At 71.8% G+C, this 22,861-nt stretch carries 26 protein-coding genes; 13 read left to right on the plus strand and 13 right to left on the minus strand.

The features are described 5' to 3' along the window. Positions 1-10 precede the first annotated feature (10 nt). The 3 genes from ACFC51_RS10645 to tyrS all read left to right on the plus strand — a co-directional run bounded on the left by ACFC51_RS10645 (position 11) and on the right by tyrS (position 4,257). On the plus strand, positions 11-1,534 hold the full coding sequence (locus ACFC51_RS10645; RefSeq protein WP_376528051.1) for a TldD/PmbA family protein: 1,524 nt from the start codon (positions 11-13) through the stop codon (positions 1,532-1,534). Continuing rightward, a complete protein-coding gene (locus ACFC51_RS10650) occupies positions 1,531-2,925 on the plus strand; it encodes a metallopeptidase TldD-related protein (protein ID WP_376375608.1) in 1,395 nt (464 codons plus the stop codon). The genes ACFC51_RS10645 and ACFC51_RS10650 overlap by 4 nt, the downstream gene beginning before the upstream one ends. Before the next feature lie 63 nt (positions 2,926-2,988). Further along, positions 2,989-4,257: a tyrosine--tRNA ligase gene (gene tyrS / locus ACFC51_RS10655; RefSeq protein WP_376375605.1), complete on the plus strand. Its 1,269-nt coding sequence runs from the start codon at positions 2,989-2,991 to the stop codon at positions 4,255-4,257. 70 nt (positions 4,258-4,327) lie between these two features. On the opposite strand, the gene ACFC51_RS10660 is transcribed toward tyrS, so the two are convergent. Further along, positions 4,328-4,612, minus strand: a complete 285-nt coding sequence (locus ACFC51_RS10660) for a GlsB/YeaQ/YmgE family stress response membrane protein (protein ID WP_376375602.1) — start codon at positions 4,610-4,612, stop codon at positions 4,328-4,330. A 210-nt stretch (positions 4,613-4,822) separates the two neighbouring features. On the opposite strand from ACFC51_RS10660, the gene ACFC51_RS10665 reads away from it, so the two are divergent. The 3 genes from ACFC51_RS10665 (at position 4,823) to ACFC51_RS10675 (ending at position 6,125) form a co-directional block, all read left to right on the plus strand. Beyond that, positions 4,823-5,197 carry a DUF3099 domain-containing protein gene (locus tag ACFC51_RS10665; RefSeq protein ID WP_376375599.1) on the plus strand — a complete coding sequence of 125 codons (375 nt, stop codon included), beginning with the start codon at positions 4,823-4,825 and terminating at the stop codon, positions 5,195-5,197. 388 nt (positions 5,198-5,585) lie between these two features. Beyond that, positions 5,586-5,774 (plus strand): hypothetical protein, encoded by a 189-nt coding sequence (locus ACFC51_RS10670; protein WP_376528053.1) that lies wholly within the window; start codon positions 5,586-5,588, stop codon positions 5,772-5,774. Positions 5,775-5,876: 102 nt separating this feature from the next. Continuing rightward, entirely contained in the window at positions 5,877-6,125 is a 249-nt protein-coding gene (locus tag ACFC51_RS10675; protein WP_376375594.1) for a hypothetical protein, read from the plus strand. On the opposite strand, the gene moaA is transcribed toward ACFC51_RS10675, so the two are convergent. The 3 genes from moaA to ACFC51_RS10690 all read right to left on the minus strand — a co-directional run bounded on the left by moaA (position 6,108) and on the right by ACFC51_RS10690 (position 9,259). Continuing rightward, a complete protein-coding gene (gene moaA, locus ACFC51_RS10680) occupies positions 6,108-7,097 on the minus strand; it encodes a GTP 3',8-cyclase MoaA (protein ID WP_376375592.1) in 990 nt (329 codons plus the stop codon). The two genes, ACFC51_RS10675 and moaA, sit on opposite strands and share 18 nt — an antisense overlap. Before the next feature lie 156 nt (positions 7,098-7,253). Continuing rightward, the gene (locus ACFC51_RS10685; protein WP_376528056.1) at positions 7,254-8,897 is read right to left on the minus strand and encodes a cation acetate symporter; all 1,644 of its coding nucleotides are present in this window, start codon (positions 8,895-8,897) and stop codon (positions 7,254-7,256) included. Then, positions 8,894-9,259, minus strand: a complete 366-nt coding sequence (locus ACFC51_RS10690) for a DUF485 domain-containing protein (protein WP_376375586.1) — start codon at positions 9,257-9,259, stop codon at positions 8,894-8,896. The genes ACFC51_RS10685 and ACFC51_RS10690 overlap by 4 nt, the downstream gene beginning before the upstream one ends. 309 nt (positions 9,260-9,568) lie before the next feature. Here ACFC51_RS10690 and ACFC51_RS10695 point away from each other — a divergent pair, with 309 nt between their 5' ends. After that, positions 9,569-11,101, plus strand: coding sequence for a S8 family serine peptidase (locus ACFC51_RS10695; protein ID WP_376375583.1), 1,533 nt, complete (start codon positions 9,569-9,571; stop codon positions 11,099-11,101). A gap of 85 nt (positions 11,102-11,186) precedes the next feature. Here the strand turns inward: ACFC51_RS10695 and ACFC51_RS10700 are convergent, their stop codons facing one another. The 4 genes from ACFC51_RS10700 to ACFC51_RS10715 all read right to left on the minus strand — a co-directional run bounded on the left by ACFC51_RS10700 (position 11,187) and on the right by ACFC51_RS10715 (position 14,749). Then, a complete protein-coding gene (locus tag ACFC51_RS10700; protein ID WP_376528059.1) occupies positions 11,187-12,230 on the minus strand; it encodes a zinc-dependent alcohol dehydrogenase family protein in 1,044 nt (347 codons plus the stop codon). A 21-nt stretch (positions 12,231-12,251) separates the two neighbouring features. Next, positions 12,252-12,932: a lysoplasmalogenase gene (locus tag ACFC51_RS10705; protein WP_376528062.1), complete on the minus strand. Its 681-nt coding sequence runs from the start codon at positions 12,930-12,932 to the stop codon at positions 12,252-12,254. Then, positions 12,929-13,843 carry a sterol desaturase family protein gene (locus ACFC51_RS10710; RefSeq protein WP_376528065.1) on the minus strand — a complete coding sequence of 305 codons (915 nt, stop codon included), beginning with the start codon at positions 13,841-13,843 and terminating at the stop codon, positions 12,929-12,931. The genes ACFC51_RS10705 and ACFC51_RS10710 overlap by 4 nt, the downstream gene beginning before the upstream one ends. Positions 13,844-14,029: 186 nt before the next feature. Further along, positions 14,030-14,749 (minus strand): VIT family protein, encoded by a 720-nt coding sequence (locus tag ACFC51_RS10715; protein WP_376375571.1) that lies wholly within the window; start codon positions 14,747-14,749, stop codon positions 14,030-14,032. Between the two features lie 142 nt (positions 14,750-14,891). Between ACFC51_RS10715 and ACFC51_RS10720 the strand changes: the two genes are divergently transcribed. The 5 genes from ACFC51_RS10720 (at position 14,892) to ACFC51_RS10740 (ending at position 19,687) form a co-directional block, all read left to right on the plus strand. After that, entirely contained in the window at positions 14,892-15,899 is a 1,008-nt protein-coding gene (locus ACFC51_RS10720) for a DEDDh family exonuclease (RefSeq protein WP_376528068.1), read from the plus strand. A 63-nt stretch (positions 15,900-15,962) separates the two neighbouring features. Beyond that, positions 15,963-16,196, plus strand: a complete 234-nt coding sequence (locus tag ACFC51_RS10725; protein WP_073747930.1) for a hypothetical protein — start codon at positions 15,963-15,965, stop codon at positions 16,194-16,196. A gap of 68 nt (positions 16,197-16,264) precedes the next feature. Then, positions 16,265-17,059: an SURF1 family protein gene (locus ACFC51_RS10730; RefSeq protein ID WP_376528070.1), complete on the plus strand. Its 795-nt coding sequence runs from the start codon at positions 16,265-16,267 to the stop codon at positions 17,057-17,059. Positions 17,060-17,133: 74 nt separating this feature from the next. Next, positions 17,134-18,927 carry a glycoside hydrolase family 15 protein gene (locus tag ACFC51_RS10735; protein WP_376375562.1) on the plus strand — a complete coding sequence of 598 codons (1,794 nt, stop codon included), beginning with the start codon at positions 17,134-17,136 and terminating at the stop codon, positions 18,925-18,927. A gap of 4 nt (positions 18,928-18,931) precedes the next feature. Further along, a complete protein-coding gene (locus ACFC51_RS10740) occupies positions 18,932-19,687 on the plus strand; it encodes an SDR family oxidoreductase (protein WP_376375559.1) in 756 nt (251 codons plus the stop codon). Between the two features lie 23 nt (positions 19,688-19,710). Here the strand turns inward: ACFC51_RS10740 and amaP are convergent, their stop codons facing one another. The 5 genes from amaP to ACFC51_RS10765 are packed head-to-tail and all read right to left on the minus strand — an operon-like array spanning position 19,711 to position 22,036. Next, positions 19,711-20,289 (minus strand): alkaline shock response membrane anchor protein AmaP, encoded by a 579-nt coding sequence (gene amaP / locus ACFC51_RS10745; protein ID WP_376375556.1) that lies wholly within the window; start codon positions 20,287-20,289, stop codon positions 19,711-19,713. 4 nt (positions 20,290-20,293) lie between these two features. Beyond that, complete coding sequence (locus tag ACFC51_RS10750) at positions 20,294-20,974, minus strand: DUF6286 domain-containing protein (RefSeq protein WP_376375553.1); 681 nt, start codon at positions 20,972-20,974, stop codon at positions 20,294-20,296. After that, positions 20,971-21,324, minus strand: a complete 354-nt coding sequence (locus ACFC51_RS10755; RefSeq protein WP_376375550.1) for a hypothetical protein — start codon at positions 21,322-21,324, stop codon at positions 20,971-20,973. The genes ACFC51_RS10750 and ACFC51_RS10755 overlap by 4 nt, the downstream gene beginning before the upstream one ends. Next, complete coding sequence (locus tag ACFC51_RS10760; protein WP_103513710.1) at positions 21,321-21,512, minus strand: hypothetical protein; 192 nt, start codon at positions 21,510-21,512, stop codon at positions 21,321-21,323. Before ACFC51_RS10760 ends, ACFC51_RS10755 begins: the two co-directional genes overlap by 4 nt. Positions 21,513-21,544: 32 nt before the next feature. Continuing rightward, positions 21,545-22,036, minus strand: a complete 492-nt coding sequence (locus tag ACFC51_RS10765) for an Asp23/Gls24 family envelope stress response protein (RefSeq protein WP_376528073.1) — start codon at positions 22,034-22,036, stop codon at positions 21,545-21,547. A 94-nt stretch (positions 22,037-22,130) separates the two neighbouring features. Here ACFC51_RS10765 and ACFC51_RS10770 point away from each other — a divergent pair, with 94 nt between their 5' ends. Beyond that, positions 22,131-22,826, plus strand: a complete 696-nt coding sequence (locus ACFC51_RS10770; protein WP_376528075.1) for a hypothetical protein — start codon at positions 22,131-22,133, stop codon at positions 22,824-22,826. The last annotated feature ends 35 nt before the right edge of the window (positions 22,827-22,861 follow it).

The following is a 22,861-nucleotide window of genomic DNA, read 5'->3' on the forward strand; positions in this document are numbered from 1 at the left end:
GGAGGCCCGCGTGGCCCACGAGGTAGATCAGTCGTTCCTGGCCCTGCCGCTGCGTGCCCTCGCCGACGCGGCGCTCGCCCGCGCGCGTGCGCTCGGCGCCGTGCACGCGGACTTCCGGTTCGAGCGGGTGCGCGGGGCCTCCTGGCGGCTGCGCGACGCACGGCCCTCCGGGACCTCCGACACCACCGACACCGGGTACGCGGTCCGGGTGGTGCACGGCGGGGCGTGGGGCTTCGCGTCCGGGGTGGACCTGACGATGGACGCGGCGGCGAAGGTGGCCTCGCAGGCCGTCGCCATGGCGAAGCTGTCCGCGAAGGTGATCGCCGCGGCCGGGTCGGACGAGCGGGTCGAGCTGGCGGACGAGCCGGTGCACGGCGAGCGGACCTGGGTGTCGGCCTACGACATCGATCCCTTCTCCGTACCGGACGCCGAGAAGGCGGGGCTGCTCGCCGAGTGGAGCGCGCGGCTGCTGGCGGCCGACGGGGTGGCGCATGTGGACGCCTCGCTCATGACGGTCCACGAGAACAAGTTCTACGCGGACACCGCCGGCACCGTCACGACCCAGCAGCGGGTGCGGGTGCATCCGCAGCTGACCGCGGTGGCCGTGGACGGCACGACCGGCGAGTTCGACTCGATGCGGACGATCGCCCCGCCGGTGGGCCGGGGCTGGGAGTACCTCACGGGCACCGGCTGGGACTGGGACGCCGAACTGGAGCGCATCCCGGGGCTGCTGGCCGGGAAGATGCGGGCGCCGAGCGTCGAGGCGGGCACGTACGACCTGGTCGTCGACCCGTCCAACCTGTGGCTGACCATCCACGAGTCGATCGGCCACGCCACCGAGCTGGACCGGGCGCTGGGGTACGAGGCGGCGTACGCGGGCACCTCGTTCGCGACGTTCGACCAGCTGGGGAAGCTGGCGTACGGCTCCCCCGTGATGAACGTGACCGGGGACCGCACCGCCGAGCACGGGCTCGCGACCGTCGGGTACGACGACGAGGGCGTCGAGGCGCAGTCCTGGGACCTGGTCGAGGAGGGCACGCTGGTGGGGTACCAGACGGACCGCAGGATCGCGAAGCTGACGGGCCTGGGCCGGTCCAACGGGTGCGCGTACGCGGACTCGCCGGAGCACGTCCCCGTGCAGCGCATGGCGAACGTGTCACTGAAGCCGGATCCGGGCGGGCTCTCCACGGAGGACCTGATCGGCGGGGTCGAGCGCGGGATCTACGTGGTCGGCGACCGGTCGTGGTCGATCGACATGCAGCGCTACAACTTCCAGTTCACCGGCCAGCGGTTCTTCCGCATCGAGAACGGCAGGCTGGCGGGCCAGCTGCGGGACGTGGCGTACCAGGCGACGACCACCGACTTCTGGGGCTCGATGGAGAAGGTCGGCGGTCCGCAGACCTACGTCCTGGGCGGCGCGTTCAACTGCGGCAAGGCCCAGCCGGGCCAGGTCGCGGCCGTCTCGCACGGCTGCCCCTCCGCCCTCTTCCGAGGCGTGAACATCCTCAACACGACGCAGGAGGGCGGGCGATGAGCCGCGTCAGCAAGCCGTACGAGATCGTCGAGCGCGCGCTGGAGCTGTCCACCGCGGACGGCTGCGTGGTCGTCGCGGACGAGAACTCCTCCGCCAATCTGCGCTGGGCCGGGAACGCGCTCACCACGAACGGCGTCACACGGGGGCGGACCCTGACCGTGATCGCGACCGTGGACGGCGCCGAGGGCACCGCCTCCGGCGTCGTGTCCCGCTCGGCGGTCACCGCGGATGACCTGGAGCCGCTCGTCCGGGCCGCCGAGGCCGCCGCACGCGGCGCCGGGCCCGCCGAGGACGCGCAGCCGATGGTCTCCGGCGTCCCGGTGTCCGCCGACTTCACGGAGCCTCCGGCCGAGACCGGCTCCGACGTCTTCGCCGACTTCGCCCCGGCGCTCGGCGACGCCTTCGCACGGGCCCGCTCGGGCGGCCGTGAGCTGTACGGCTTCGCCCACCACCAGCTGAGCTCGACGTACCTGGGCACGTCGACCGGGCTGCGGCTGCGCCACGACCAGCCGAACGGGACGCTGGAGCTCAACGCGAAGTCCCCCGACCGGACCCGTTCCGCCTGGGCGGGCAGGGCCACCCGTGACTTCAAGGACGTCGACCCGGCGGCCCTGGACACGGAGCTGGCGCGGCGCCTCGACTGGGCGGAGCGCAGGATCGAGCTGCCGGCCGGGCGCTACGAGACGCTGCTGCCGCCGACCGCGGTGGCGGACCTGCTGATCTACCAGTACTGGTCGGCAGGGGCCCGGGACGCCGCGGAGGGCCGTACGGTCTTCTCCCGCCCGGGTGGCGGCACGAGGATCGGCGAGAAGCTCTCCGGCCTGCCGCTGAACCTGCGCAGCGATCCGCACGCTCCGGGACTGGAGTCGGCACCCTTCGTGATCGCCCACGCGTCGGGGGACGATTCCTCGGTCTTCGACAACGGGCTGCCCCTGGCACCGACCGACTGGATCAAGGACGGCAGGCTGGAGCGGCTGACCACGACCCGTCACTCCGCCGCGCTGACCGGCCTGCCGGTGGCCCCCGCGATGGACAACCTCGTCCTGGACGGCGGTGGTGAGCGGTCCCTGGAGGAGATGGCGGCCGCGACGACAGGCAGGGCACTGCTGCTGACCTGCCTCTGGTACATCCGCGAGGTGGACCCGGCGACGCTGCTGCTGACCGGCCTCACCCGGGACGGCGTGTACCTGGTGGAGGACGGCGAGGTCGTCGGCGAGGTGAACAACTTCCGGTTCAACGAGTCGCCGGTGGGACTGCTGTCCCGGGCGTCCGAGGCGGGGCGCACGGAGAGGACGCTGCCCCGTGAGTGGGGCGACTACTTCACCAGGGCGGCGATGCCGGCGCTGCGCATCCCGGACTTCCACATGAGCTCGGTCAGCCGGGGTGTGTGACCCCCATAGACTGACCGGACAACCGATCGAACCCAGTCGAACCCTCAGAGGAGAGAAACGACCGTGACGGACATCGTCGACGAGCTGAAGTGGCGCGGGCTGTTCGCCCAGTCCACCGACGAGGACGCATTGCGCAAGGCTCTCGCGGACGGCCCGGTCACCTTCTATTGCGGCTTCGACCCGACAGCGGCGAGTCTGCACGTGGGCCACCTGGTACAGGTCCTCACCATGCGGCGGCTCCAGCTGGCCGGGCTGAAGCCGCTGGCGCTGGTCGGCGGGGCCACCGGCCAGATCGGTGACCCCCGGCCGACCGCCGAGCGCACACTGAACGACCCGGAGACCATCGCGGCGTGGGTCCGGCGGCTGCGCGGGCAGATCGAACCCTTCCTCACCTTCGACGGCCCGAACGCCGCCACGATGGTGAACAACCTGGACTGGACCGCGGGCATGTCCGCGATCGAGTTCCTCCGGGACATCGGCAAGCACTTCCGGGTCAACAAGATGCTCACCAAGGACTCGGTGGCCCGCCGTCTGGAGTCGCAGGAGGGCATCAGCTACACGGAGTTCAGCTACCAGCTCCTCCAGGGCATGGACTACCTGGAGCTGTACCGCCGCTACGGGTGCACCCTGCAACAGGGCGGCAGCGACCAGTGGGGCAATCTCACGGCGGGGATCGACCTGATCCACCGCCTGGAGCCGGATGCCGCCGTCCACGCGCTGGCGACGCCTCTGATGGTGAAGGCGGACGGCACCAAGTTCGGCAAGTCCGAGAGCGGGGCCGTCTGGCTCGACCCCGAGATGACGACGCCGTACGCGTTCTACCAGTTCTGGCTGAACGTGGACGACCGGGACATCTCGACCTACATGCGCATCCTCAGCTTCAAGAGCCGCGAGGAGCTCGACGAGCTGGAGAAGCTCACCGAGGAGCGTCCGCAGGCGCGTTCTGCGCAGCGGTCGCTGGCCGAGGAGCTGACCACGCTCGTGCACGGCGGTGCGCAGTGCGCGGCGGTCATCGCGGCGTCGAAGGCGCTGTTCGGCCAGGGTGAGCTCGGCGAGCTGGACGAGGCGACGCTGAGCGCCGCGCTGTCCGAGGTGCCGCACGCCCGGGTCACCGAGCTGGGCCCCGTCGTGGACCTCCTGGTGGAGGTCGGGCTGTCCGCCAGCAAGTCGGCAGCCCGCCGTACGGTCAAGGAGGGCGGGGCCTACGTGAACAACACGAAGGTCACGGACGGCGAGAGCGCCCCGTCCGGCGACGAGCTGCTGCACGGGCGCTGGCTGGTCCTGCGCCGCGGCAAGAAGAACCTCGCGGCCGTCGAGGTCGTCACCGGCTGAACCCGCCGGGCACAGCACTGCGGCCGGTCACGCTTCGCGCGTGGCCGGCCGCAGTGCTGTGCGGAACCGGTCAGGTTCTCTGCTGCTTCTTCCGGTTGCCCCTGATGGACTGCCAGAGCATGTCTCCGACACCGACGACGGCCACGGCGCCGATCAGCTGCAGCACATGGCGGGTCCAGTCGATGCCCGAGGTGTCCCTGACGCCGATCCAGCCCGCGACGGCGTTGCCCAGGATGCTGCCGAGGATGCCGAACACCGCCGTCAGCCAGAGGGGGATGTCCTGCTTGCCGGGAAGGATCGCGCGGGCGATCACACCCAGCACCAGCCCCACGATGATTGCCCACAACCAGCTCATATCGCCTCCTCGTGCGGCGCGGTGTGCGCACGTTCGCCCAGTCTCGGCCCGGAGGAGGTACGCCGCATGCCGGACAGGGCCGTACGTGGAACCGCGCCCGGGACCCGCGCGGACGGATCGCCCCGGTCTCGAAAGCCGCGGACACCGGGCGTACCGTAGGAACGCGCGGTCCGGGCAAGTCCGGCGCGGAGATCTGGTGGTGGAATCACGATGCGGAAGCAGAGCGGCACGGAGGTCTTCCGGATCACGGGCGCCCGGCAGGGACTCGCCGACGACGTGCGCGGCCGGCAGCGGCGCTACATCATCTCGATGTCCGTGCGCACCGTCTCCGTGGTGCTGGCCGCCACCCTGTGGAACGTCGAGAGGCATGTGGCGGTGGTGGCGCTCGCCCTGGGCGTCCTGCTCCCCTATGTCGCGGTTGTCATCGCCAACGCCGGTCGCGAGAACGCCCCTTCGCTCCCGACGACGTTCGTCCCCGCGCCGATGCGGCCCGCGCTCGGCGCGGCCCCCGCAGCCGGGTCCGCGGAACCCGCCGGGGAGCCCGGAGCCGGCGGGCACGGAGGCCGTCCGCATCACAGGGAGTGAGCGGGGGGCGGTCCGCGGGACTGAGGGCGGGACCAGATCAATCATGACGTTACGGTGCACCGGACCCGGGGCCCCGTGGCATACTTCCTACGCGCTCCGCATCCCCCGTCGGAGCGACGGACCGACGCCGGGCAGCTCCCCCCGTGGCTGCCCGGCGTCGCCTTTCTCCGGCGGGGATGCGCCGCACAAGGCCTCAGCCTGGTACGCAAGCCCGTCGGCTCACCGACGGGCTCTTCTTCTGCCGCCGTCGGTCTGCACCTCCGTCGACGCTCAGGAAAAGCTCAGAGCGATCGCGATGTTCCTGTGCACCGCCGGTGGGCCCTCATGGCATGGTTGTCGCCGGGCTGGCGCCAACCCCCCGAACGCCACAGTGAAGGGGACAAGTCACATGACACTCGCACCGCGCAGATACCCGCTGGACGGGCTGAGGGATCGCCGGAACCGGTTGGCCGTCGTCGTCATCGTCATCATCGCGGCTGCCCCGTGGGTCGGCGAGCAGCCTGCTGCTGCCGCACTCGGCTTCCTGACAGCGGCTCTCCCGCTGCCCCGTCCGTCCCGGCAAAGGCGTACAGCCTGACGACACCGCAGGCAGCACGTGGCCGGCCCCACCTGGGGCCGGACACGTACTGCCGGATGCCCGGCCCGTCCGCGCGGGAAGCCTGCCCTTAGGGTTGAAGCCGTGAACTTCCCCGATACCTCCGCCGAGAGCGCCACCGGTGCGCCGGTCTGTTCCGCCAAGGGCTGCCGCGCCGATGCCGTGTGGGTGCTCGCCTGGAACAACCCGAAGCTGCACACCCCGGAGCGCCGCAAGACGTGGCTGGCCTGCGAGGAGCACCGGGAGCACCTGTCCTCGTTCCTCGGCGTGCGCGGCTTCCTCAAGGACGTCGTGAAGCTGGCCGAGTGGGACGACTCAGCCGCCGATCGCTGACATCGGGCGGTCGGGCTGCAGGAAGGAGGGGTCGTCGAGACCGGAGCCCGCCTTCTTCCCCCACATCGCGAGCTTCCAGATCCTGGCGATCTCCTCGTCGGGCGCGTCGGAGCGGAGCGCTCCGCGCAGGTCCGTCTCCTCCCGGGCGAAGAGACAGGTGCGGACCTGTCCGTCGGCGGTGAGCCGGGTGCGGTCGCAGGCCCGGCAGAACGGCCTGGTCACGGAGGCGATGACGCCCACACGATGCGGTCCGCCGTCCACGGTCCACCGCTCGGCGGGGGCGGATCCGCGCTCCTCGTCCCCTTCGGCGGTGAGGGTGAAGCGGGTGCGCAGCGAGGCCAGGATGTCACCCGCCGTGATCATCCCGTCGCGCTTCCAGCCGTGCTGGGCGTCGAGCGGCATCTGCTCGATGAAACGGAGCTCGTAGGCGTTCTCCACGGCCCAGGCGAGCAGCTCGGGGGCCTCGTCGCCGTTGAGGCCGGGCATGAGGACGGAGTTGACCTTGACCGGGGTGAGCCCGGCTTCGCGGGCCGCCTCGAGTCCCTCCAGGACGTCCTTGTGCCGGTCGCGGCGGGTGAGCGTCTTGAAGACGTCGGGCCGCAGGGTGTCCAGGGAGACGTTGACCCGGTCCAGCCCTGCCGCCTTCAGGGCAGCCGCGGTGCGCTTGAGGCCGATGCCGTTGGTGGTGAGCGACATCCTGGGGCGGGGCTCCAGGGCCGCGCACTGCTCGACGATGGAGACGAGGCCGGGGCGCAGCAGCGGTTCACCGCCCGTGAAGCGGACCTCGGTGATGCCGAGGGCGGTGACGGCGACGCGGATGAGCCGGACGATCTCGTCGTCGCTGAGCAGCTCGGTCTTGGAGAGCCATTGGAGGCCCTCCTCCGGCATGCAGTAGGTGCAGCGGAGATTGCACTTGTCGGTCAGTGAAACACGCAGGTCGGTGGCGACCCGGCCGTAGGTGTCGATGAGCACTGTGGGCCCCCTCCCCCGGTGATGTCCGCGGTTGCGGTCTGACTCTTCCGAGACTACGCGAGACCGGTGACATCCAGGGGGCCCGGTTGACACGAGGTGCGACGGGGCCCCGTCGTAGGTCTCTACGACGGGGCCCCGTGGGTGCTGCCGGCCTGGTCAGTGGGCTCCGGTGCCGGTGAGGGACTTGACCTCGAGCTCGGCGTACTTGCCCCGGTCCGGCTCCTCCTTGGAGAGGACGGAACCGACCCAGCCGAGCAGGAAGCCCAGCGGGATGGAGATGAGGCCGGGGTTCTCCAGCGGGAACCAGGCGAAGTCCACGTCCGGGAACATCGAGCTGGCCTTCCCGGAGACGACCGGGGAGAACAGCACCAGGAGGACGGACGAGGCGAGACCGCCGTAGATGGACCAGAGGGCGCCCTGGGTGGTGAAGCGCTTCCAGAACAGGCTGTAGAGGATGGTCGGCAGGTTCGCCGACGCGGCGACGGCGAAGGCCAGCGCCACGAGCCCGGCGACGTTCAGGTCGCGGGCCATCGCCCCGAGGCCGATGGAGACGACGCCGATCGCGACGGTGGCCCAGCGGGCCGCGCGCATCTCCTCCTTCTCGGTCGCCTTGCCCCTGCGGATGACGTTGGCGTAGATGTCATGGGCGAAGGACGACGAGGAGGCGAGGGTGAGGCCGGCGACCACGGCGAGGATCGTGGCGAAGGCGACGGCGGAGATGACGGCGAGCATGACGGCGCCGCCGGTGGTGCCGAGTCCGCCGAGGTACTCGGCGAGCTGGGGCGCCGCGGCGTTGCCCGCCGGGTTCTTCGCCTTGATCTCCTCGGGACCGATGAGGGCCGCGGCGCCGAAGCCGAGGGCGATCGTCATCAGGTAGAAGGCACCGATGATGCCGATGGCCCAGTTCACCGACTTCCGGGCGGCCTTGGCGGTGGGCACGGTGTAGAAGCGGATCAGGATGTGCGGCAGTCCCGCGGTGCCGAGGACGAGCGCGATGCCGAGCGAGATGAAGTCCAGCTTCGAGGTGCCGGTGGCGCCGTACTTGAGGCCGGGCTCCAGGAACGCGGCGCCGTGGCCGCTCTTCTCGGCGGCGGTGCCGAGCAGGTCGGACACGTTGAAGTCGAACTTCCACAGCACCATCAGCGTCATCAGCAGGGCGCCCGCGATGAGCAGCACGGCCTTGACCATCTGCACCCAGGTGGTGCCCTTCATGCCCCCGATGGTGACGTAGAGGATCATGAGCACGCCGACCAGGGCCACGATGAGGATCTTGCCCGCGTCGCTGGTGATGCCGAGCAGCAGGGCGACGAGGACGCCCGCTCCCGCCATCTGGGCGAGCAGGTAGAAGATCGACACGACGATGGTGGAGACGCCCGCGGCGGTGCGGACGGGCCGCTGCCGCATCCGGTAGGCGAGGACGTCGCCCATGGTGTAGCGGCCGGAGTTGCGCAGCGGTTCGGCGACGAGCAGGAGCGCCACCAGCCAGGCGACGAGGAATCCGATGGAGTAGAGGAAGCCGTCGTAGCCGAAGAGTGCGATGGCACCGGCGATGCCGAGGAAGGACGCGGCCGACATGTAGTCGCCGGAGACCGCGAGGCCGTTCTGGAAGGCGGTGAACTGCCGACCGCCCGCGTAGAAGTCCGAGGCGCTCTTGGTCTGGCGGCCGGCCCAGACGGTGATGCCCAGGGTCGCCGCGACGAAGACGGCGAACAGGGTGATGATCAGCGGCCGGTGCTCGCTCGTCGACGAGGTCGACGCGGCGAGCTGGGTCACGGCGTGCGATGCGTACGCGGCGCTCATGCGTCGGCCTCCAGACGGGACTTGATGGCCGCCGCCTGCGGGTCGAGCTTGTTCGTGGCGTGGCGCGAGTAGAACCAGGCGATGAGGAACGTGGTGGCGAACTGGGCGAGGCCGAACACGAAGGCCACGTTGAAGTTCGCGAAGAGGACCTTGCTCATGAAGCCGTCGGCGTAGCTGGACAGCAGCACGTACAGCAGGTACCAGGCAATGAAGCCGACGGTCAGCGGAAAGGCGAAGGACCGGTGGGAGCGACGCAGTTCGGCGAACTCCGCGCTGTTCTGCGCCTCGAGGAACGCCTCGGTCGTGGGCTGGACTGGACTGCCGCCCTCAGGGCTCTGGGGCGGCGGTGCTTCGGTGGCCACGGATTCTCCTCGCGACGCGGGTGCGGTGGTGGGAACGGGGGATTTCACGGGGAGTCCTCTGCGTTGGGGGGTGATGAGCTGGACGCACGGCTCCCTGTGCAACGGCACGGAGAGCGCGGCGAAGCGGTTCACCGCAGGTTCGGTCTTCTCCCGTGGGCTCCCGCGGACGCGAGTCCCGGAGGTCACACCTCGAACTCACTTGCCCGTATTCGTTGATGCTCCGGGAAGATCAGCGATAACTTCACTGGTCATGTACCGGACCGGACACGCCTGTGTCCGGCCCCACGGCACGGATGATGTGGAGAACCCATGGCTCATCTGGCATCCAGACGGAATCGCGTACTCACGCTGCCCGTCGGACTCGCGCTCACGGCCTCGCTCGGCTTCCTCCCGACGGGGACCGCGGCCGCGGCACCCGCGGACCAGGCCGTGGCGGCGGTTCCCGCGGACGGCCCCACGCTGTCGTACGTCGTGAACACGCGGGCGGGTCACGGCACCGTCAAACAGGTGCGCAAGGCGATATCCGCGGCCGGCGGAACCGTCGTGACGTCGTACGACAGGATCGGCGTCATCGTCGTCCACTCGCAGAACCCGGACTTCGGCGCGACGATACGCAAGGCCAAGGGCGTCCAGTCGGCGGGTGCCACGCGCACCAACCCGATCGTTCCGCAGGCGACGAAGGACATCGGGGCCGGGCTGCCCCTCACCGCCGGGCAGGCGCGGGCCGCGGCGAAGGAGGCGGTGGCGGGCGAGGACCCGCTGGAGCCCCTGCAGTGGGACCTGCCCGCGATCAAGGCGGACAAGGCGCACCAGAAGTCGCTCGGCAGCAGCAAGGTCACGGTCGCCGTCATCGACACGGGTGTGGACGACACGCACCCGGACCTGGCCCCCAACTTCGACCGCAAGGCCTCGGTGAACTGTGTGTCCGGCGCTCCGGACACCACGGACGGCGCCTGGCGGCCGGCCGCCGGGGAGAGCGACCACGGCACGCACGTCGCGGGCACCATAGCCGCGGCGAAGAACGGCATCGGCGTCACCGGTGTCGCGCCGGGTGTGAAGGTCTCCGGCATCAAGGTGTCCACGCCGGCCGGCTTCTTCTACACCGAGGCGGTCGTCTGCGGCTTCGTCTGGGCGGCGGAGCACGGCGTCGACGTGACGAACAACAGCTACTACACCGACCCGTGGCTGTTCAACTGCAAGAACGACCCGGACCAGGGTGCACTGGTCGAGGCGGTCACCCGCGCCACCCGTTACGCGGAGGGCAAGGGCGTCGTCAACGTCGCCGCGGCCGGCAACTCCGACCACGACCTGGCCCTCGACGCCATCGAGGACTCGACGAGCCCCAACGACACGACGACGGTCACGCGCACGGTCGACCCGAGCGCCTGCCCCGACATCCCGACCATGCTGCCGGGTGTCGTGACGGTCTCCGCGACCGGTGCGAAGAACCTGAAGTCCTCGTACTCGAACTACGGCCTGGGCGTCATCGACGTGGCCGCCCCGGGCGGTGACTCGACGCGCTACCAGGCGCCCGACGCACCGGCCGACAACGGTCTGATCCTGTCCACCCTTCCCGGCGGCGGATTCGGCTACAAGGCCGGTACGTCGATGGCGTCCCCGCACGTCGCGGGCGTCGCGGCGCTGATCAAGTCGACCCACCCGTACGCCTCGGCGGGCCTGGTGAAGGCCCTGCTGACGCACCAGGCCGACGCCACCGCGTGCGGCGCGCCGTACGACATCGACAAGGACGGCACCGTCGACGCGGTCTGCGAGGGCGGCACGCAGTACAACGGCTTCTACGGAGCCGGTGTCGTGGACGCGCTGGACGCGGTCCGCAGGTGAAACCCGCTCCGCGGGTGAGGCGATCCGCGGGCAGGGCGTGAAGGAGGGGCCGGGGACAGCTGTCCCCGGCCCCTCCCGCGTACCGCTACGGCTTGATGATGACCTTGAGCGCCGTGCGCTCGTCCATCGCCTTGTAGCCACCCGGAACCCCGTCCAGCCCGACGGACAGGTCGAAGACCGGTGACGGGTCGATGGTGCCGTCCAGCACGTCGGGGAGCAGCTCCGGGATGTACGTGCGTACGGGGGCGACGCCGCCCCGCAGGGTGATGTTCCGGTCGAACATCGCGTCGAGGTCGATCCCGGTGCCGCTGCCGTGCGGGACCCCGACGTATCCGACGGAACCGCCGTCACGGACGATGCCGATGGCCGTGCGCATCGACTCCTCGGTGCCGACCGCCTCGATCACACCGTGGGTGCCCTCGCCGCGCGTCAGCTCCCGGACGGCCGCCAGCGCCGCCTCGCCGCGCTCGGCCACGACGTCGGTGGCGCCGAAGGCGCGGGCGATGTCGGTACGGGCCTGGTGGCGGCCCAGTGCGATGATCCGCTCGGCGCCGAGCCGCTTGGCCGCCATGACCCCGCAGAGGCCGACCGCGCCGTCCCCGACGACCGCGACGGTGCTGCCGGGCTTCACGCCCGCGCCGAGTGCGGCGTGGTGGCCGGTGCCCAGGACGTCGGAGAGCGCCAGGAGCGCGGTGAGCAGCCGGTCGTCGGACGCGGCGGCCGCCGGGAGCCTGACCAGGGTGCCGTCGGCGAACGGGACGCGGACGGCCTCGCCCTGACCGCCGTCGGAACCGACCGATCCCCAGAACCCGCCCTGCGGGCAGGAGGTGGTGAGCCCCTCGGCGCAGTAGGCGCAGCTGCCGTCGGACCAGACGAAGGGGGCGACGACGAGGTCGCCGACGGCGAAGCCGTTGACCCCGGAGCCGGCTTCCTCGACGACGCCGAGGAACTCGTGGCCGATGCGCTGGCCGGGCTGCCGGGCGGACTCGCCCCGGTAGGCCCACAGGTCGCTGCCGCAGATGCAGGCGCGCAGGACCCGCACGACGGCGTCCGTGGGCTGCTGGACCACGGCGTCGGGCACTTCCTCGACGCGTATGTCGTGGGGGGCGTGGATGACTGTGGCACGCATGCGTGGGGATCCTCGATCGTCTCAGATTCTGATACTGCCCTCACGGTACGCCCCGGGGGCGGCGCCGGTGGAATCCTTCGGGAGATCGAGCGCCCCCCGGGTGAGCAGGTACTGCCCCGCGATGTAGGTCAGCATGATCCAGACGTTGTGCGCGGGCAGCTGCGGCCACTCCGCGATACCGGTGGCGATGAGGGCGTCGGAGAACAGGAAGAGGGCGCCGCCGAGGGCGGCGTACCGGCCGAGGACGCCGGCCCGCCACGCCATCGCCGTGAGCAGCAGGCTGTAACCGGTCAGCGGGACGCGCATGCCGCCCGGCAGCCCCGGCCACAACAGGACGACGAAGACCACGAGCACGACGGCGTACACGAGGCCGGTGACCGGGCGCACGGGGGCACGTCCGAAGAGCAGCAGGTAGCAGACGTGACCCGCGGCGAAGAGGCCCATCCCCGCGAGGAACGCGGGCTCCGCGCCGGGCATCAGCAGCACGTCCCCGGCCCAGCCGCACAGCAGCGCGGCGATCAGCAGCCGGGGACCGCCGCGGGCTGCCGCGTAGCCGGCGAGCAGGAGCATCAGCAGCGGTTTGGTGGCCACGTGCACGGCGTCCTGCCCGGCGAGGAGCCCCGCGAGGTGGAGGACGGAGACGGCCAGGAAGGCGGCCAGCAGGGGGCGTGCGAGCCGGGGGGCGACGGCGCGGGGGCTCATCCGGTGCGCTCGGTGGCGGCGTGCGGCGGGACGGTGACGGCCGGCGGCCGCGCCGCGGCCGGGGCTGCTCCTGCGGCGCTCGACGGCTGCCACCCCGGCCCCCGGAAGATCCGGCCCGCCCGCTCGCTCCAGGTGGTGGCGGCCCGTACGTCGCGGGCGATGGCGGCGTACTCGTGGGTGGCGACACGGAACGGGTTGTGGGTGGAGATGTTCTTGGTCAGCCCGAAGACGGGGCGCTCGGTCTCGGCGGCGAACGAGCCGAAGAGCCGGTCCCAGACGATGAGGATCCCGCCGAAGTTGCGGTCGAGGTAGCCGCCCTGGGAGGCATGGTGCACCCGGTGGTGCGAGGGGGTGTTGAGGACGTACTCGAACGGCCGGGGCAGCTTGTCGATGCGCTCGGTGTGCACTCCGAACTGGTAGACGAGGTTCGCCGAGGAGCAGAAGGCGAGCGCGGCCGGGTGGACGCCCAGGGCTATGAGCGGGAGGTAGAACGGCCATGAGGTGAGCGAGGTCCAGGGCTGGCGCAGCGCCGTGGTGAGGTTGAACTTGCGGCTGGAGTGGTGGACCACGTGGCAGGCCCACAGGAGCCGGATGACGTGGTGGCCGCGGTGGGACCAGTAGTAGAAGAAGTCCTGCGCGAGGAGCATCAGCAGGACCGTCCACCACAGGACCGGCACGCGCAGCGGGGTCAGCTCGTAGACGGCCGCGTAGATCGCGACGACGGGTATCTTCCACAGCAGGTCGAAGACCAGGCTGCCGAGTCCCATGGTGACGCTGGTGGCGGCGTCCTTGGCGTCGTACCCGGCGGCGTCCTCGTCCGGGTGCAGCCGGTAGGACACCATTTCGAGGACGGTGAGCAGGACGAAGGCCGGGATGGACCACAGCACGACATCGGGCAGGTTCGGCTCCATGCGAGCACCGTAGAGCCGTCCCGGGTGCCGGGCATAGACGTTGTTACCCACAAGTATGCGAGACGGGACGTCATCACCGTTTGGTGGGTTCCGCCAACCGCCCCGCCGCAGGATGTCCGGCACGCACCGCACCGGGGTGGAGGAACACCCCCACCGCGTACGGCCGTTGCGCCGAGCCGGCCGGGATCACGCCCCCGTCGCCCCCAGGAGGGCCCCCACCGCGTAGGTCACCCCCATCGCCAGCGCTCCCCCTGCCATGTTCCGCACCACCGCACGCCCCGCCGCGGCCTCGCCCAGCCGGGCACTCCCCCACCCCGTGAGGGCCAGCGCCGCGAGCACGGACAGCACGGTGACGGGCAGGCGCACCGGGGGCGGAGGCAGGACGATGGCCAGGAGGGGCAGCAGCGCGCCCACCGTGAAGGCGAGGAAGCTCGCCCCCGCCGCGTGCCACGGGTTGGTCAGCTCGTCCGGGTCGATGCCCAGCTCGACCTCCGCGTGGGCGCGGAGCGCGTCCCGCTGTGTGAGCTGGACGGCGGCCTCCCGGGCCAGCCCGTGGCTCAGCCCCTTCTCCTCCAGCAGCCCGGTCAGTTCGGCGAGCTCTGCCTCCGGGGTCTCCTCCAGCTCCCGCTCCTCCGTCGCCAGGGCGGCCTTCTCGGAGTCACGCTGGGTGGACACCGACACGTACTCGCCTGCCGCCATCGACAGGGATCCCGCCATCAGCCCGGCCAGGCCGGCCGTCAGCAGGGTGGAGCGGTCGCCCGTGGCGCCGGCCACGCCGACGACGAGGCCGGCCGTGGAGACCACGCCGTCGTTGGCACCGAGCACCGCGGCCCGCAGCCAGTTGAGCCGGGTGCCGAGCCCGCCGCGGTGGGGTTCGTCGTGTGTCTGCGCCTCTGTCTCCGTCACCCCGGGAGCGTCTCACCGCACCCGCTCCCGGCGCATCCCCGGCCCGTCCCTCCACGGTCCCGGGCAACTGGTCCCCGCCCTCTCCGGGTTCGGCCCTCCCGGCGCCCGGATAGGTCGCTGTCGGTCCCGGCCCGTATTCTCTGTGACCATGCTCGACGACCGTCAGACCGCAGCGCCGTGGCCGGCCGCGTATCCCCAGGGGTACGCGGTCGTCGACGTGGAGACCACCGGACTCGCCCGCGACGACCGGATAGTGTCCGCTGCCGTCTACCGCCTGGACGCGAGAGGCGACGTCGAGGACCACTGGTACACGCTGGTGAACCCGGAGAGGGACCCCGGCCCCGTCTGGATCCACGGGCTGACCAGCGAGGTCCTGGAGGGTGCCCCGCTCTTCCCCGAGGTCGCCGCGGAGCTGTCGGAGCGGCTCGCCGGACGGGTGCTGGTCGCCCACAACGCCGCGTTCGACTGGTCGATGATCGCCCGCGAGTACGCGCGCGCCGCGGTCACCGCGCCCGTCGAGCAGCGGCTGTGCACCATCGCGCTCTCCAAGGAGCTGCGGCTCCCCCTGCCCAACCACAAGCTGGAGTCGCTCGCCGCGCACTTCGGCGTGGTCCAGCAGCGCGCGCACCACGCGCTGGACGACGCCCGGGTGCTGGCCGAGGCGTTCCGCCCCAGCCTGCACGCGGCGGCCCGTGGCGGTGTGCGGCTGCCGCTGCTGGAGTGCCGACCGCTGACGGAGTGGTACGACTCCCCGGTCACCCCGCGCTCCGGCTACCGCCCCGCGCAGGCACAGGGCAGCTGGCGCCCTTCACGCAGGCGCCCGGCGTGCCCCTATCCGAACCCCGGGCGCTACGAGTCGGACAAACCTCTCATGCAGGGCATGCGCGTGGCGTTCTCCGGGGACACCTCCGTCGACCGGGAGCTCCTGGAGGACCGCGCCGTCGAGGCGGGGCTCCACGTGGCGACGAGCGTGTCGCGGCTGACGAGCCTGCTCGTCACCAACGACCCCGACTCGGCGACGTCCAAGACGGTGAAGGCCAAGTCGTTCGGCACGCCGATCCTGGAGGAGAGTGCCTTCACCCATCTACTGAGGGATGTGGCACCGGCCAGGACGGTCACCGTGCCGAAGCCCTCACCGTCATCGGAGTGAACCGGCGGCGACTCGCCCTGCGCCCGCTCGCCCGGCGCCGCCGGGCGTCCCACCCTGTGGCGCATGGCACGTTGTGAGGTCTGCGGAAACGACTACGGGATGTCCTTCGAGGTGCACGCGCAGGGCGCGGTGCATGTCTTCGACTGCTTCTCCTGCGCCATCCACCGCATGGCGCCCATCTGTGAGCACTGCCGGGTCCAGGTCATCGGCCAGGGCGTCGAGGTCGACGGCCACTGGTACTGCGGTGGCCACTGCGCCCGCGCCGAGGGAAGGGCGGGCATCGTGGACAAAGTATGACGGTCCGTCCCGTCCGCACGGGGACCCCTCCGTGCCGCACCCCATGACCCGAGTTGTACGGTCATGGGGTGTACCGCTTCCTGTTGACCCGGCAGTGGGTGATTCTCGCCCTCCTCGTCCTCGTCATGATTCCCACGATGGTCGAGCTGGGTTTCTGGCAGCTGCACCGGCATGAACACCGGGTGGAGCAGAACGCGCTGATCACCCGGAACCTCGAGGCGGACCCGGCCCCGGTCACCCGCCTCACCTCCCCCGGGCACACGGTCCCCCGCTCCGACTACTGGCGCGCCGTGACGGCCACCGGGACGTTCGACACCGAGCACGAGGTGGTCGTGCGCCGCCGCACCTCCCAGGACGAGCGCATCGGCGTCCTGGTCCTGACCCCCCTGGACCTGAAGGGCGGCGGCACCGTCCTGGTCAACCGGGGCTGGGTCCCGGCCGCCGACGACCAGCAGGCCTTCCCGAAGGTGCCGGCACCGCCGCGCGGCGAGGTCACCGTCAAGGGCCGGCTGAAGGCGGACGAGACGACCAGCGCCAGCGGCATCAAGGACCTCCAGGGGCTTCCGGACCGCCAGGTGATGCTGATCAACAGCGCCCAGCAGGCACACCTGCTGGGCCGTCCGGTGCTGGGCGGGTACGTCGAGCTCACCGCCCCCGAACCGGCCGACGGCAGCCCCGAGACGATCGCCGCCCCGGACGACAGCTCCATCGGCCCCCACATGGCCTACGCCGTCCAGTGGTGGCTCTTCGCCGCCGGGGTCCCCGTGGGCTGGGTCGTCCTCGTACGCCGCGAGAAGCGTGACCGCGAGCAGGCCGCCGAGGAGGCCGCCACGGCGGAGCAGCCGGAGCCGGCCACCGCCTGAGAGCAGGGAAGCCCGGGGCTGTTCGCACCGGTTTCGCTGCTTAACGGGGCGCAGGTTCGGGAAGACGCCACAGCGTGACTCCACGTATCGAGGACTACGCCCTCATCGGCGATCTCCAGACGGCCGCCCTGGTGGGCAGGAACGGTTCTGTCGACTGGCTCTGCCTGCCCCGCTTCGACTCGGGCGCCTGTTTCGCGGCCCTGCTCGGCGACGAGGACAACGGCCACTGGCGCATCGCCCCCCAGGGCACCGACAGCACGGACACCTGCACCCGGCGCGCGTACGTGGAGGACTCCCTGGTCCTGGAGACCTTCTGGGAGACCAGGACGGGGACCGTCAAGGTCATCGACTTCATGCCGCAGCGCGACAAGGCGCCCGACGTCATGCGGATCGTCGAGGGGGTCAGCGGCAGCGTCGACATGAGCTCGGTCCTGCGGCTGCGCTTCGACTTCGGCTCCGTGGTCCCGTGGATGCGCCGCTCGCACGGCCACCGGGTGGCCGTCGCGGGCCCCGACTCCGTCTGGCTGCGCAGCGAGCCGGAGGTCAAGACGTGGGGCCAGCAGATGAGTACGTGCTCCACCTTCACGGTCGCCGAGGGCGAGAGCGTGGCCTTCGTCCTCACCTGGCACCCCTCGCACTCCCCCCGCCCGAAGCTGGTCGACCCCCACAAGTCGCTGAAGCACACCCTCTCCGACTGGGCGAAGTGGTCGGCGAAGTGCACGTATCACGGCAGGCACCGGGAGGCGGTGCTCCGCTCCCTGATCACTCTGAAGGCACTCACCTACGCCCCCACCGGCGGGATCGTGGCGGCACTCACGACGTCGCTCCCGGAGGAGATCGGCGGCGTACGGAACTGGGACTACCGCTACTGCTGGCTGCGGGACTCCACCCTGACCCTGGCCGCCATGGTCTCTGCCGGGTACGTGGAGGAGGCGGCGGCGTGGCGTGACTGGCTGCTGCGGGCCGTGGCCGGCGACCCCGCCGACCTCCAGATCATGTACGGGCTCGCCGGGGAGCGCAGGCTCCCCGAGACGGAGCTGCCCTGGCTGAGCGGCTACGAGAACTCGGTTCCGGTCCGGACGGGCAACGCGGCGGTGCGGCAACTGCAGCTCGACGTGTACGGCGAGGTGATCGACTCCCTCAGGCTGGCCCGCGACGCAGGACTCGACGACAAGCCGCACGCCTGGAATCTGCAGCTCAGCCTCCTCGGATTCCTGGAGTCGACCTGGCGCGAGCCGGACGAGGGCCTGTGGGAGGTCAGGGGCCCGCGCCGCCACTTCGTGCACTCCAAGGTGATGGCCTGGGTCGCGGCCGACCGCGCGGTCCGCACCCTGGAGGAGAACCCGGACCTGCCGGGCGACGCCGACCGGTGGCGGGCCATGCGCGACGCCGTGCACGCCGAGGTCTGCGAGAAGGGCTACGACCCCGTACGCAACACCTTCACCCAGTACTACGGCTCCCAGGAGCTGGACGCCTCGACCCTGCTCATCGTGCGCACCGGCTTCCTGCCGCCCGGCGACCCCCGGGTGACCGGGACGGTCGACGCCGTGCGCAGCGAGCTCGCCCACGACGGCCTGATCCGCCGCTACAGCACGGCGGGCGGATCGGTCGACGGTCTGCCGGGCGACGAGGGGGCGTTCCTCGCGTGCTCGTTCTGGCTGGTCGACGCCCTGCTGCGGACGGGCCGCAGGGAGGAGGCCGAGGTCCTCTTCGAGCGGCTGCTGGACCTGCGCAACGACGTGGGGCTGCTGGCCGAGGAGTACGACTCGGCGGCCGCGCGCCAGCTCGGGAACTACCCGCAGGCGTTCAGCCACGTCGGCCTGGTGAACAGCGCGGTCGACCTCAACCGTGAGGACTTGGCAGGATAGGGCCATGGATCTTGGACTGAAGGACCGTGTCTACATCGTCACCGGTGCGACCCGCGGGCTGGGCAACGCGACCGCGCACGCGCTGGCCGCCGACGGCGCGAAGGTGATCATCTCGGGCCGCGACGAGAAGAGCGCCGCCGAGGCCGCCGCCGAACTCGGCCCCGACGCGGTCGGGCTCGCCGCGGACAACGCAGACCCGCTCGCCGCCCGGCGTCTGGTGGACGCGGCGAAGGACCGTTTCGGCCGGCTGGACGGCATTCTCATCAGCGTCGGCGGCCCCGCGCCGGGCTTCCTGGCCGACAACACGGACGACCAGTGGCAGTCGGCCTTCGAGTCGGTCTTCCTGGGCGCCGTGCGTCTGGCCCGTACGGCGGCCGAGGCGCTCGGCGAGGGCGGGGTCATCGGCTTCGTCCTGTCCGGATCGGTGCACGAGCCGATCGCGGGCCTGACGATCTCCAACGGACTGCGCCCCGGCCTCGCCGGCTTCGCCAAGTCCCTCGCCGACGAGCTGGGCCCGCGGGGCATCCGGGTCGTGGGTGTGCTGCCGTCCAGGATCGACACGGACCGGGTGCGCGAACTCGACGCCCTCTCCGGCGACGCGGAGGCCTCCCGCGCGGCCAACGAGGCGCGCATCCCGCTGCGCCGCTACGGCACCCCGGAGGAGTTCGGGAAGACCTCCGCCTTCCTGCTCTCCCCCGCCGCCTCGTACCTGACGGGCATCATGGTCCCGGTCGACGGCGGCGCCCGGCACGGCTTCTGACGGCCGCGCCGGAAGGCGTCCCGTCAGTTCACGCGCTCCGCGCGGTGCTTGACCGCCTTCAGACGGGCCTCGGCGGGCAGTTCGTCCAGCCCGGCCGAGGTCCGCGCGTGGGTCAGCGCCCCCTCGGACAGGCCGCGCAGCACCAGGCCGGGAGAGGCGTGCGGCTCCATCAGCAGCCGGACCCCGGCCTTCGGGGCGGTGCGGCGGCCGGTCAGCGCCACCTTGGCCTCGGCGACCCCGTCCAGGGCCCGTGCCTCGGCGCCGAGCACGCCCTCCAGCGCCCTGCCGCGCAGCAGCGCGCCCTCGCCGTCGCCGCTGTCGACCAGCACCTCGGCGAGACGCCCCCGGCGCAGCTGGGCCAGGAGCCACCACAGGGCGAGGACCACGAGGACGGCGAGGACCGCGATGACCGTGGGCCACCACCAGCCCTCGTCCCGCCAGCGGGTCCGGTCGGCCTTGCTGAGCAGCACGTCGTCCGTACCGTCCCAGGGCCACCAGGAGGGCACGGACAGTCCGAGCCCCGTCGCGAGGACGGCGCCGCCCACGACGACGAGGACCAGCCCCGCCAGGGCGAGCAGGACCCGGTTGACGGTCTTGATCACGGGGTCACCCCTTCTTCGCGGGCCGGCGCACGTACACGGAGAGTCCGGGCGGCTTCGCCAGGTCCAGTTCGCCGACGGCGGTCCCGAGGACGGTGTCCAGGTCGGCCCTGACGTCGTCGAGTTCACGGAAGTGCGAGACGGCCCGCACGGTCGCCTTGCGGCGGCTCATCTTCACCCGGACGGACTGCACACCGGCCACCTCGACGGCCCGGTCGCGCAGGACGAGGGCGGCGGCGGTCCGGTCGAGCCCGGCCCGTACGCCCGGGTGCCGGCGGTTCATGGGGAGCAGCGCGCGCAGTCCGGGGGTCAGGGCCAGCAGGAGCAGCCAGAGGCCGAGCGCGGCCGCCAGGGCGGATCCCGCCAGAACCCATACGTCGTCGAGGTGACGGCTCGCCAGGTCGTCGGCGACGGTACGCCGCCACTGCATGGCGGGGTGGCCGGCCCGCACCGCCGCGATGTCGTAGAGCAGCAGTCCCGCGCCGCCGAGGACGATCAGGGCGACCAGAGCCGCGGGGATCCTGCGCCCGGAGCGGAACCGGGCCGCCCTGCCGCCCGGCTGCGCGGGCGCGGGTTCGTAGGACGAGCCCGACGCGGACTGGTCCATTTCGAGTACGCCGCCGGAGGGCTCCGCCTCGACCGTGGGCAGGCGCTGCGTGCTGTTGTCCGGCTGCTGGGGCTCGCTCATCGGATGCTCCCCTCCGGTGCGGTGCCCGCTTCCGGCCGGTGCAGCCGTTCGACCTGCACCGCCACCTCGGGCACCTCCATCCCTGCCAGCGCTCTTACCCGCTCGGCCACCCGACGACGCACCGCGCCGCACTGCCGGCCGATGTCGCAGGGGTAGGCCAGGTCGAGACTGACCCGCACCCGGGCGGTGTCGCGGTGCACGGTGACCGTGGCACGCGGCGCGGCTGCGCCCTCGGGCCGCTCGTCGACGGCCTCCTTCGCCGCCTGGGCGGCGATCTTCGCGACGACCCGGTCGGCGATCCGGGTCTGCCCGCGTTCGGCGGCGTCGACCCGGCCGGTCACCCCCGTCACCGTCGCCGGTCGCCGCGCTCGCGACTCCGGAAGAAGTCGCCGGGTTCCAGGTCGCCGTCGAGGAAGCGGCCGGCGACGAAGCCGACCGCGCCCAGCGCGGCCACCAGAAGAAAGGCCCCGAAGCCGCCGAAGTACCCGGCGAACCCGAGCGCCATGCCGGCCACCATGCCGACCACAGCCATACTCATCGTGTGCTCCTCAACTGCCGGGCGGGAGGGTCCTACTGGACGCGTGACTCGGAGTCGTCATCGTCGTCGTCCTCGTCGGGCAGCTTGACGTCGCTCACGGCGATGTTGACCTCGACGACCTCCAGGCCGGTCATCCGCTCGACCGCCGCGATGACGTTCTCGCGCACGTCTCGGGCCACCTCGCTGATCGCCACGCCGTAGTCGACGACGATCTCCAGATCGAGAGCCGCCTGGGACTCACCGACCTCCGCCTTGACCCCGCGCGACACGGACTTGCTGCCGCCGGGGACGCGGTCGCGTACCGCGCCGAACGTCCGCGAGATGCCACTGCCCATCGCGTGGACACCGACGACGTCCCGTGCCGCCATTCCAGCGATCTTCTCGACCACGCCGTCGGCGATGGTGGTGCGTCCCCGGGTCGCCGGGGATCCCCCGCCGCGCTTGCTGAACTGGCTCTGCCTGCCGTCCTCTCCGGACGCACTGCCGGGACTGTCGGGCCGGTTTCGCTGCGGGCTATCGGTCATCGCCGCTCTTCCCTTCGGGCCAGGGTTGGACTTCCGTGGCCCACATTAAGTGCGCTTGCCCGGTCCCGCGCCGTGGATGGGGCAGGGTGGAGCAATGACAACGGCTGACAGCCCGCACCGGGCCGACGGATGGACCGCTGCGGTACGCCAACGGCTCGGACTGGGCCGATTGCTCCCTCTGGGCGGCCCCGCCGACGGCTCCTGGATCGCGGAACGGGCGGCGGCAGCGGTGCTGCGGGACGCCGCGGCCGGGTCGGGCGCCGTCCTGGGGAAGGTGAGGATCGCCCCGGCCGACGAGGAGCACGCCCCGGAGCCGGCGGTGCCCGGTCCGCCCGGCGCGCTGCCGCCCGGGCCGCTGCGCATCGAGGCGGGTTTCGCCGCGACGGCGCGGCAGCCCCTGCACACCACCGCGGACGCACTGCGGGCGGCGCTGCTGACGGCGGCGGCCCAGCGGCTCGGCCTGGTGGTCGACGAGGTGGACCTGCGGGTGACGGAGCTCCTGGAGGAGGAGCCCGGGCCGGCCCCCGGACCGCCCGTCGACGTGCGCAGGACGGAACCGGACGGCACCGCGGGGGCGGCCGCGGCAGGGGTCCCCGGCGTCGTGTCGCTGACCCACGTCCTGGGGGGTGCGGTGCAGCACGCGCGGGGTCATGTCAGGGTGGAGCTCGCGACGGCCGGGGACCACCGGGCGCTGGACGTGGCCCGGGCGGTGCGCGGAGCGGTGGCCGGGGCCGTTGAGGGCGGGCCGACGGTCGCCGTACTGGTCACGGCCGTGGTGGAACGGGACTGACACGGCTCCCTCACCGTCCGGCGAGGGAGCCGTGG

Origin of the sequence: Streptomyces sp. NPDC055962 (assembly GCF_042270185.1) — a bacterium.
Taxonomy (GTDB): Bacteria; Actinomycetota; Actinomycetes; order Streptomycetales; family Streptomycetaceae; genus Streptomyces.

Excerpts from the sequence above, each read along its gene's own strand:
- ACFC51_RS10710 (WP_376528065.1), bottom strand. The coding sequence starts at position 13,843 with ATGGAGCCGAACCTGCCCGATGTCGTGCTGTGGTCCATCCCGGCCTTC.
- ACFC51_RS10660 (WP_376375602.1), bottom strand. The coding sequence starts at position 4,612 with ATGAGCTGGTTGTGGGCAATCATCGTGGGGCTGGTGCTGGGTGTGATC.
- ACFC51_RS10705 (WP_376528062.1), bottom strand. The coding sequence starts at position 12,932 with ATGAGCCCCCGCGCCGTCGCCCCCCGGCTCGCACGCCCCCTGCTGGCC.
- ACFC51_RS10695 (WP_376375583.1), top strand. The coding sequence starts at position 9,569 with ATGGCTCATCTGGCATCCAGACGGAATCGCGTACTCACGCTGCCCGTC.
- ACFC51_RS10665 (WP_376375599.1), top strand. The coding sequence starts at position 4,823 with ATGCGGAAGCAGAGCGGCACGGAGGTCTTCCGGATCACGGGCGCCCGG.
- ACFC51_RS10765 (WP_376528073.1), bottom strand. The coding sequence starts at position 22,036 with ATGACCGATAGCCCGCAGCGAAACCGGCCCGACAGTCCCGGCAGTGCG.
- ACFC51_RS10740 (WP_376375559.1), top strand. The coding sequence starts at position 18,932 with ATGGATCTTGGACTGAAGGACCGTGTCTACATCGTCACCGGTGCGACC.
- ACFC51_RS10685 (WP_376528056.1), bottom strand. The coding sequence starts at position 8,897 with ATGAGCGCCGCGTACGCATCGCACGCCGTGACCCAGCTCGCCGCGTCG.
- ACFC51_RS10725 (WP_073747930.1), top strand. The coding sequence starts at position 15,963 with ATGGCACGTTGTGAGGTCTGCGGAAACGACTACGGGATGTCCTTCGAG.
- ACFC51_RS10750 (WP_376375553.1), bottom strand. The coding sequence starts at position 20,974 with ATGAGCGAGCCCCAGCAGCCGGACAACAGCACGCAGCGCCTGCCCACG.
- ACFC51_RS10700 (WP_376528059.1), bottom strand. The coding sequence starts at position 12,230 with ATGCGTGCCACAGTCATCCACGCCCCCCACGACATACGCGTCGAGGAA.
- ACFC51_RS10670 (WP_376528053.1), top strand. The coding sequence starts at position 5,586 with ATGACACTCGCACCGCGCAGATACCCGCTGGACGGGCTGAGGGATCGC.
- ACFC51_RS10650 (WP_376375608.1), top strand. The coding sequence starts at position 1,531 with ATGAGCCGCGTCAGCAAGCCGTACGAGATCGTCGAGCGCGCGCTGGAG.
- ACFC51_RS10770 (WP_376528075.1), top strand. The coding sequence starts at position 22,131 with ATGACAACGGCTGACAGCCCGCACCGGGCCGACGGATGGACCGCTGCG.
- ACFC51_RS10760 (WP_103513710.1), bottom strand. The coding sequence starts at position 21,512 with ATGAGTATGGCTGTGGTCGGCATGGTGGCCGGCATGGCGCTCGGGTTC.